The organism is Streptomyces lushanensis (genome assembly GCF_001700515.1).
Lineage (GTDB): Bacteria > Actinomycetota > Actinomycetes > Streptomycetales > Streptomycetaceae > Streptomyces > Streptomyces lushanensis.
Window position 1 is genome coordinate 1 of sequence record NZ_MAUD01000197.1, and the last position, 9,464, is coordinate 9,464.

8 protein-coding genes are annotated in these 9,464 nt (G+C 72.3%); 5 read left to right on the top strand and 3 right to left on the bottom strand.

From position 1 onward, the window contains the following. Both BFF77_RS17575 and BFF77_RS17580 read left to right on the top strand, forming a co-directional pair. Positions 1-625 (top strand): VanZ family protein (locus BFF77_RS17575; RefSeq protein WP_425424383.1); only part of this gene is annotated, 625 nt, incomplete at its 5' end. A 178-nt stretch (positions 626-803) separates the two neighbouring features. Beyond that, positions 804-2,648 (top strand): pectate lyase, encoded by a 1,845-nt coding sequence (locus BFF77_RS17580; protein ID WP_066950506.1) that lies wholly within the window; start codon positions 804-806, stop codon positions 2,646-2,648. A 33-nt stretch (positions 2,649-2,681) separates the two neighbouring features. Here the strand turns inward: BFF77_RS17580 and BFF77_RS17585 are convergent, their stop codons facing one another. After that, positions 2,682-5,459: a helicase C-terminal domain-containing protein gene (locus BFF77_RS17585; RefSeq protein ID WP_066950481.1), complete on the bottom strand. Its 2,778-nt coding sequence runs from the start codon at positions 5,457-5,459 to the stop codon at positions 2,682-2,684. A gap of 221 nt (positions 5,460-5,680) precedes the next feature. Here BFF77_RS17585 and BFF77_RS17590 point away from each other — a divergent pair, with 221 nt between their 5' ends. Then, positions 5,681-6,757, top strand: coding sequence for a hypothetical protein (locus tag BFF77_RS17590; RefSeq protein WP_066950486.1), 1,077 nt, complete (start codon positions 5,681-5,683; stop codon positions 6,755-6,757). 134 nt (positions 6,758-6,891) lie between these two features. Here BFF77_RS17590 and BFF77_RS17595 read toward each other — a convergent pair whose 3' ends face one another. Together BFF77_RS17595 and BFF77_RS17600 are read right to left on the bottom strand one after the other, a co-directional pair. After that, a complete protein-coding gene (locus BFF77_RS17595; protein WP_245703564.1) occupies positions 6,892-7,338 on the bottom strand; it encodes a hypothetical protein in 447 nt (148 codons plus the stop codon). A gap of 159 nt (positions 7,339-7,497) precedes the next feature. Then, positions 7,498-8,076 (bottom strand): DUF5919 domain-containing protein, encoded by a 579-nt coding sequence (locus BFF77_RS17600; RefSeq protein WP_066950493.1) that lies wholly within the window; start codon positions 8,074-8,076, stop codon positions 7,498-7,500. 446 nt (positions 8,077-8,522) lie between these two features. On the opposite strand from BFF77_RS17600, the gene BFF77_RS17605 reads away from it, so the two are divergent. Next, complete coding sequence (locus BFF77_RS17605) at positions 8,523-8,954, top strand: ATP-binding protein (protein ID WP_281196514.1); 432 nt, start codon at positions 8,523-8,525, stop codon at positions 8,952-8,954. Then, positions 8,947-9,464: hypothetical protein (locus tag BFF77_RS17610; protein WP_066950501.1), on the top strand; the 518-nt coding region annotated here is incomplete at its 3' end. The genes BFF77_RS17605 and BFF77_RS17610, both read left to right, overlap by 8 nt.

Consider the following 9,464-nt stretch of genomic DNA (forward strand, 5'->3'; position numbering starts at 1 on the left):
CTCGGACTTCGTGCGCGGGCCCGCGCCGAAGTCCGAGGACGGGCCGGTACGCAGGTCATGGGGCCGGACCGTGGCGCGGATCCTCATCGTGGCCGTGGCTCTGGTCGCGCTGATGGTCTTCTCCGCCGTACTGGCACGGTTGACGCTGACCCCGTCTCCCGCGTCGGCGGAGATCGCGGGGGCCAATCTGCGGCCGGGGCGGTCGCTGCGGCAGTACATGGAGGACTACACCTTCCTCGCCGCGTGCAAGCAGATCGGCGGCAATCTGCTGCTGGGCGCGCCGTTCGGGCTGCTGCTGCCGGTGCTGGTGCCGCGCAGGATGCGCATGGTGCGGGTAGTGATGCTCACGGCGCTGGTGATGGTGCTGGTGGAGCTGGCCCAGGGCGCCATCGTCGAAGGGCGCGCCTTCGACGTGGACGATGTGATCCTGAACACAGGCGGCGCGCTCATCGCGTATCTGCTCGTGGGCCGGCGGATCGGCCGGCGGTTCCACGCGCTGGAAGCGGTGAGGCGGGAGCCGGTGAAGCCCGCGAAGCCTGCGAAGCCTGCGAAGGTCACGAAGTCCGTCAAGCCCGCCAAGTCCGCCAAGCCCGCGAAGTCGGCGAAGGGTCGGTTCAGCGGCTGAGCCCCCGGCCGGTCCACCGGCCGGTCCATCGCCCGATCCCTGACTCTTCGCGGTTCGTGTACGGAATTGTTGTCCACATACTTGAAGAGTATGCGGAGTGTCACTACCTTCCCCAGGTGGCAAGCGGCACCAGTGTCACCCCACCGCCGAGGAAGGCACTTCACCCATGAAGAAGCCCTTGAGTCGCCGCACATTCCATCAACTCGCCATGACTCCGCTGCTCACGGCCCCGGCCGTGCTACGGCCAGGTACGGCCGTCGCCTCCACCGGAGGCGCGGATCCGTCGCCGCGCGCCGGGACGGTACGGGCCATGCGCCGGGCCGCCGCGTTCATGGACGAGACCGTCTCCTACAGAGGTGGATACGTCTGGAACTATCTGCCCGATCTCTCCGTCTCCTGGGGCGAGATGGAGGCCAGGCGCACCATGTGCTGGGTCCAGCCGCCCGGCACGCCGTCCGTCGGGCACAGCATGCTCGACGCGTACCACGCCACCGGCGAGGAGGTCTGCTACCGGGCCGCCGAGCGGACCGGTCTCGCGCTGGTGGCGGCCCAGCTCCCCGTCGGCGGCTGGAACTACATCCATGACTTCGCCGGTGAGGAGTCCCTGCGCGACTGGTACGCGACGATCGGCGCCAACGGCTGGCGTCTGGAGGAGTTCCAGCACTACTACGGCAACGCCACCTTCGACGACGCGGGCACCTCGTCCGCCGCCCAGCTCATCCTGCGGCTGTACGCGGAGCGCCGCGATCCGCGCTTCAGGCGCTCGCTCGACCGCGTCATCGGCTTTCTGCTCGCCTCGCAGTTCGAGGGCGGAGCCGCCGACGGCGGCTGGCCGCAGCGCTTCCCGGCGTTCCCGGGGGCGGTCAGCCGTACGCCCTGGCCCGAGAAGCGCCCGCCGTGGCTGCCGGCCGGGGTACGGCACGGCATGGAGGACGGCGAGTACACCCAGCACGTCACCTTCAACGACGACGTCCTCGGCGAGAACATCAAGTTCCTGCTGATGTGCGTGTCGACGCTCGGGCGCCGCGATCTGATCGGTCCCGTCGTACGCGCGATGGAGTGTCTGCGCCGGACACAGCAGCCGGGGCCGCAGGCGGGCTGGGGCCTCCAGCATCTCTCCCGCGCCAAGGGCGGCCGGCCCGCCGGGGCGCCGGCGGGAGCCCGCTCCTACGAACCGCGCGCTCTCACCACCCACACCACCCAGACCAATGTCCAGCAGCTCTTCCACTACTTCCGGCTGACCGGCGACCGCGCGTATCTGCGCCGGGTGCCCGAGGCCCTCGACTGGCTGGAGAGCTGCCGGCTGACGAGCGATCAGACAGCCGGGAATCCGCTGCTGGCCGGACGTACGCACCCGACCTTCGTCGAGCTCGGTACGAACCGGGCGCTGTTCGTCCACCGCTTCGGATCCAACATCCGCAACGGCGCGTACTACAGCGACCACGACCACAGGGACACGCTCAGCCACTACTCGGGCGGGCGCTCCGTCGACCTGGCCGGTCTGCGCGCGACGTACGAGGAGCTGGCCGCGCTGACCCCGGCCCAGATCGCCGATCTGCGCGCCCGCTCGCCGCTGTCGCCCGCCGGCGGGCACGGAGGGCACGGCGGGCGCGTCCCGCTGCCGCGCTACTTCTCCCCGCGCGATCTGCAACTGTCCGATCTGCTGCGGGACGCGCCCCTGCCCCTGCCCGTCGTGACGGACGCGGAGGCGGCGGCGCTCGTGGCCGGGCTCGGGACGCGGGACCACTGGCTGACGCCCATGGACGCCGTCACCAACCCCTACCGGGGGCCGGGCCCGGCCGAGCCGTACGACGGTCGGGCGTACATGAGCAAGCATGTCGGCGACACGCGCGACACCTCGCCGTACAGCCCCAAGGACCCGCCGGCGGAGCCGCCGTACCGGCCCGCCGAGCCGCCGCTGTGCATCAGCTCGGCCGCGTACGTGGCGAACATGGCCAGGCTGATCGGGTACGTGGCCGGTCCCGGTGAGGCCACCGCTTCCGCGGAGACCTCCGGTCCCTGAGAGCGCGCCGGTCCCTGAGAGGCCGTACGGGGGCTACGCCGGGTCGTCGGCCAGTTCGGCGACTCCGGTGATCCGGTGCAGCGGGTACGTACGGACCTCGTCCGCGGTGTGGTCGTACGCCGTCACATAACCGCCCTCCACCCGCACCGGAGCGATGACCCGCTGACTGGCCGCGCCGTCGGCGTTGACGTAGCCGATCCAGACCGCCGAGCCCGTCATGGCGGCGGCCTGGACGGTCGCGAGGGTCTCGGCCGAGGTCGTACGGGGCAGTTCGCCGTTCCCGGCGGCGGCGGACGCGGCAGCGGCGACCGCCGCGGCCGAGAGAGGCGCGGACGGCTCCGGCACCTGGACCGGCTTGCGGACCACCGTGGCCGCCAGGTCCCCGGCCTTGATCGCCCGTACCGCCGCGCCGAGCAGCGTCGCGTCCGGCACCGGCGGCCCGTCGGGAACGGGCGCGGGCGCGGTCCTGGGCGGAGTGCGGTGGGCATGGGCGCGGGTGATCATCACATCGCCCTCGGCGGACTCGGCGGCGGGCGCGAAGCCCATGGTGCGCAGCCCGTCGAGCAGGGTCGTCGGATCGGCGTGCGCGGACAGGACGGTCGGCGCGAGACGGCGCAGCCGCAGTCCCTGCGACCGTTTGTCGGCGAGGATCTCGTCCAGCACTGCCTCGTCGTCGCAGCGCACGTACGCGGAGGCCGAACCGACCCGGAGATGGCCGTGCTTGCGCGCCACATCGTCGATCAGATACGCGAGCGGCTGCGGAACGGGCGTACGGCTGTGGGCTCTCAGGAAGTCGTGCAGATCGGAGGCGGACTGCCCGGCGTCGAGTGCGCGCCGTACCGATCCCGGTGTGAACCGGTAGACGGTGGCGCCGCCCTTGGACTCGACGTCGGCGGCGATGGAGAGCAGTTCGGCGAGCGGGCGCAGGAGCGGGCCCGGGGCGACGGCGGTCAGATCGGCCTGGAGCAGGACATGGTCGAGGGGTTCCGGCAGCAGCGGCGCGAGCGCGGCGGCGGCGCGGCGTCCGGCGGCGGTGAGCTCGGCGCCGCCGATGCGTACGGCGCCGTCCGACCCGCGCGGTCCGACACCGCTGAGACCGTGGACGCCCCCGGCGCCGCCGGCACCACCGCCGCTGCCGATACCGCTGATCCCGCCGTCCCCGGTGCGCGGGCTGCCCACGAGTCCCGCTTCCGCCGCCGTGCGCGTGTTCCGGCCGTCGGGAGACACCGGCGCGGTCTGCGGCGTCCGCGCCAGCAGCGCCCGGCCGTGCGACGAGATCGCGCCCCGGCCGGTGACGCCCAGCATCTCGGCCTCGTTCAGTGTCCAGGCCGCGAGCCGTGAGCGCAGATCGTCCGCGCGTCCGGCGGAGGACGCGCCGCGCAGCGGACGCTCCCAGCGCAGCCGGGCCAGCAGCGATTCCGGGTCGGGCGCCATGCCCTCGGGGAGCGTGGCGAGCAGCTCCAGGATCCGGCGCCGTACCTCGGGCGCCGGGCCGCGGTCCAGGTCGGGGCCGAGGGCCGCGAGCGTACGGCCCTTGCTGTCCTGGCTGCCGACCAGGCCCGCCGTACGGGTCGCCGTCAGCCAGGCGCCGGCGAGCCGGGCCCAGCGCTCGGGCGAGGACAGCTCCTGCCAGTCGTCGTACGCGGGTGTCGGCGCATACCGTTCGTCCGGTTCGCCGTCCGTGGCCAGCAGCCCCGCCGTGTAGGCGAGTTCGACCCAGAAGGCGGCCACGGACTCGGAGACGTCCAGGGCGGTGGCGGTCCGTTTGAGATCGCGTACGGACAGACCGCCGGCGCGCAGGACGTTGGGCCCGCCCTCGTTCCAGTCCTTGGCCAGCTCCTCGATGGTGGCGAGCGCGGTGTACGCCTGGCCGGCGGCCGTACTGTCCACCATCTGCGAACGGTTTCCGGCGCCCGCCGAACCGGCAGCGGAGCCACCCGCCGAGAAGCCTGCCGAGAAGCCCGCCGAGCCTCCCGCCGTGTCGGACGCGCGAGGCGCGACATCGGGTGCGAGGGGCTCCGGCGTACGGTGCGCGCGCCCGGCGCGCAGATGCAGCGCGGCCTCGCGCGGCAGTACGACGGTACGCGTGGTCGCGGGCAGCAGGAGCCCGCGGTCCCGCAGCCACTGCACGGGCGGCGTCGGGCTCGATGTGACCTCTCCGTACGGCGGCCCCCACACCAGCCGGTCCAGCACCGACAGCGCCTCCATCGGGGCGGTGTCGAGCAGGGCGGCCATCCGCGTGCGGTCGGTGAAGAGCGTGGTGAGCGCGGCGACTGCGGAGACCGGATCGTGGGTGGAGGGCAGCCCGGCGGCGGCCAGGATCTCCTGGAGCCGGCCCGGCGACATGCCGGTGGTGGCCTCGGCGACGGTCGGTCCGAGACCGGTCGGCGACGGGTGGACGGGCGAGGGCGCGAGGAGCTCACGGGCGGTACGGACCAGCCGCAGCCGATCGTCACCGCCCCAGATCAGGGCCTGGTCACGGAGCGTGCGGACGGCCCCGGGCAGCGCCGCCTCGATCCGCGCGTCGCCCTCGTCGCCGGTCAGCAGGGCGCGCAGCGTGCCGTACGGCGCGGGCTCCGGCGCCACGGCCAGCGCCTCCGCGGTCTGGAGCGTGAACCGGTCGAGCCGTTCGAGGGCCCGTACGACGGAGGCACGGGTGCCCGCGCGTGTCGCGAGCTGCGAGAGATCGCTGGGCACGGGGGTGAGCAGATCGGGCCGGGCGCGCAGCAGAGCGGCCAGGGAGTCGTCACTCTGGGTACGCAGGGCCTCCGCGAGCGTCCGCGGTGGCGTACCGCCGGTTCCTTCGGGCACGTGCGCCTCCTGCTCAGCCTTCGCGGTTCCCCATCCGTTCCACGTTAGCCCCTGAGGGGCGCTCCGCCCGCGCCGCGGGGCCCGGGGTCGGCGGCGGGTGTGATGCCGAGTCTGCTTCGTACCCTTCTCGTACCGGGCGTACGGCGCGCGTGTTCGGGGTGGACGTTCGGGGATGACTCCGACACCATCGCGTGTGGCGGCGCGCTTGTGCGGAGGACTGTGTGGGGATCGAGAGCGACCAGCTCGTCTACGACTACCTGAGTCGGGTCGGGGACGCGGCGCAGCAGCGGCAGCTTCCGTCGGGGGAACGGATGCGGCTGGTGTCGACGCTGCGGAACGAGATCGACCGGCAGCGCGGCAGGTGGGGCGCGGACAACCCGGCGGCCGTACGCCGCATTCTGGGACGGCTGGGGACGCCGGACGCGGTGGTGGAGGCGGCGTCGTCGGACGGGGAGCGCCGCCGGGGCGCGGCCGGACCGGAGGAGCCGCGGCACGCCGTGCCCGAGCAGCGGAAGACGGAACCGGTGTTCCTGGGGGAGGAGCCGGCCGGGGAGCGGACCGGGGACGGGGAGCCGGGGCGCGAGCCGGGGCCCGTGTTCCCGGAGCAGCGGACGGGCCCTCGCCCGCCGTCCTTCGGCGAGCCGGAGTGGTGGCGGATCGGACTGGGCCCGATGGACGCGGGCGCGGGCGGCCCGGGAATTCTGGCGGGGATCGAGATCCCGGAGATGCTCAGACCGCCGCCGGAGGACCCGGACAAGGAGGACGACGAGGACGGCGAGGACGGCGGAGCCGCCGGGGACCCGGCGGCGGAGGGAACGGCCCGGAGCCGCTGGCGCGCGCGGCTGCGACGCGGGAGGACGAAGAAGACCGGGAAGGCCCCGGGGGACGGGAAGGCCTCGGGGGACGGGGCCCCGCGGGACGAGAAGGCTTCCCAGGCCCAGAAGGCGGCCGTCCCGAAGAGGCGCGGGCTCTCCAACCCGTTCCTGCTGCTGGCCGCCGCGCTGCTGGTGGTGGGCGCGGTCGCCGGCTCCTGGCTGGCCCTGGCCGGTGGCTGGCTCCTCGCCTACGCCTCCCGCACGCTCTCCCGGGCCGAGGCGAAATGGGCGGTCTTCGGCCTTCCGGGCATCTCGGCGGCAGGCGGTCTGATCTGGCTCTGGGGCCGCGTGGACGGCCGCTGGGGCGAACCGATCCCGAAGACCGGCATGGCCGACGCGCTCTCCGGCGCCTGGCCGGTGATCCTCCGCACGGCGGCGGTGGCCTCGGCGCTGTACCTGATCTGGCGCTCCCGCCGCAGGTAGACCCGGCGCCGCCGCCCGGCAACGCCCTCAACCGCCGGACGGGCCGGTTGTCCCGGCGTTCGCCCGGTGCGGGCGGGCAATTCAGGGCGGCCCCGCGTGTGGGGACGAGCCGACACCCCGGCGGGGGCTCGGGTTCACGGACGGGAACCACGCCGGGTCGCGCCGGTCGGCCACACCACGTCCACCGGGAAACCGGCCTCGCGAGCCTGGACGACCACGTCCGCCGTGCCGCCGCCCTTGCCGGACGGGGGCGCGCCGTTCCATACCGCGACCAGCCGGTCGGCCCGCTTCAGCAGCTCCGCGTTGGCGCTCTCGTATGCCGCCCGGTCCGCCGTCTCGTGCGGCATCACCACGACCTCGGCCGCCTCCCGCACCAGGAGATCGAAGACCGGAGCGTGGTCCGGCTTCACCTTCTTCTCCCGGTAGTCGTGTGAGGGAATCACCACCACCAGCCGCCTCCCGAGCGCGCACACCTCCTGTGCGAACAGACTGTCCGCCCCTGCCGCGATGCACGACACCCCGGTGAGGTCCCCGCGCCAGGGCCCCAACACCTCGCGCAACGCGACCCGCACGAGCGCCACGCTTTGATCCACTCGACGACATCAGGCGCCTTCGAGCCCGAGGCCAAGAGGGACAGGTGTGCGGTAAACAGGCCCCGGTTTCGGCCCGACGAGCCCGACCTGTGTTGCCTATCGACTGCCCGCCGGCGAGGCACTTGTCATCTCTGAGGTACGTGCGGGCTATGCGACGGGTACGCCGTTGCCCCACAACTCTTCTGCGTGATCCGCGAAGCGACCGAACATTCCTCCGTCACCGCGACGGCGCAGGTGAAGGAGTGGGCTGTCGTGCCCGACCAAGCGGGCCAGATGCGGGGTCACCAGGGCCTCGTCATCGAACCGGAAAACGCTGAGACTGACGTGATTGACCGCGTCCTCGGGGGCGCTGTAGCGCACTTCCAGCCCCTCCGGGGAGTCAAGGCGGGCGAGGTTCTCGAGCGTAATTCGAATTCGTGTGCTCACAGTCAGTGCCACGTCCTCGATCCGCTCGCGCTGCCGAGTCACTTCTCCGTCCGGGTCGCCAAGCAGAAACCGGACCTTGCAGCCCGCTTCCGCCTTGCGCCGCAGGGTCTCGGAGAACGACGGCAATTGAGTGAAGAAGAAGTAGTTGGTGTAGCCGCAGAGATACAGGTTCTCGCCCACACCGGCGACCAGGTCATTCCAGACCTGCGACGGGCAGGCGCTGCGGTACGGATACGAATGGACGAGCTCACGGTCATGGCCCGTTTTCACCCTGGTTGTTATTGCCTGCGGCCACAGCATCTCTTCGTCGACTCCCAACGCCCGGCAGGCATCTTCCCGATTTCTTGCGTGCGGGACCAGCTCGGCATCAGCAAGCCACCGCTCGATGGTCTTGGCGGTCAAACCCCGGCTTCGACTGCGAGGCGCCGCGGCGACAGGCCAGCCGCATCCATAGCCGATCTTAACGCTGTGTTCAAGAGTCTCTCCGGGGACGTTTGGGCGTTTTCCAGGCTACCGCCGTCACGTCTCAACTGTCTCCGCATGGAAGCAGATACGGGCCTGATGGTCACTCAGGATCGAAGAGGAATCCCCGGCAGCCGCGCGAACGGCTCCGGGGGGGGCCAACGCTGACAGGAGCGTCGACATGATCGAACATACAATCCGCAGAACTGATCCCGAGAGGCACCCGTGCAACACGGCCGAGCTGTGTGGCTTGGCTGAGCCACTGGCCCCAGCCGCCGGCGTTGTTGTGCTGCGATGGAGCCCCAATTCCGCGATGCGTCGCGTTCGCGCGGATGGAGTTACGGAAGGCGCTGGCGGATTGGGGGCTGTCCGTTCTGGAGGACTCGGCCGTCCTGATCCTTTCGGAGCTTCTCAGCAATGCGGGGCTGCACGCGAAGGTGACGCCGGAACAGACCATCGAGACGCGTTACTTCCGCAGTTCGGGCGCTGTGCGGATTGAGGTGCACGACGGTTCCGAGGAGCGCCCGCAGCCGCGTACGCCGGATTCCGAGGCGTCGGACGGGCGGGGCCTGTTCCTGGTCGACGCCCTGGCGGACGAGTGGGGCGTGGCCGAGCGGACCGGACCGGGGAAGGCCGTCTGGGCGTCGCTGTCGGTGCGGGGAGCGGCCGAGCGCAACGCCGCGCCGGCCGGGGGCGGGAGGCCGGGGCGTGGCTGACCGGTCGAAGGCGGGCGCGGGCGGACGGCCTGCGCTGGGGGCCTTTCCGCGGCCCGATGTCGTGCCGTACATCTCCCGCTGGTCCTCGGAGCGCCGGCCCACGGGAGTGGTGGTCGCCAGGGGCGGCGGCATCGCGTACGCCGACGAGGGCCCTTACGAGCGCGATGACATGGGCGTGCTGTGGAAGCGGATCGGGGTCAGTCCGGGGAAGGGGCGGCCGGAGTTCGGGGAGGTGCACTTTCTGCGGCAGCGGCGCGCGATGCGAAGGCTGTTGTGCCAGATCTGCGGCGGCCCGTCGGACCGTACCTCCGAAGGCACGCTCTGGCTGGTCGGGGAGGACGCGGACGACCCGGAGTTCTGGAGGCCGGGGTATGTCACCACGCATCCGCCGGTGTGTGCTCCGTGCGCCGTGATCTCGGTGGGAGTGTGTCCGCACTTACGGGAAGGGTATGTCGCCCTGCGGGTACGGACCTTCGTGCAGGCCGGGGTGCACGGCGCGCTGTACCGGCC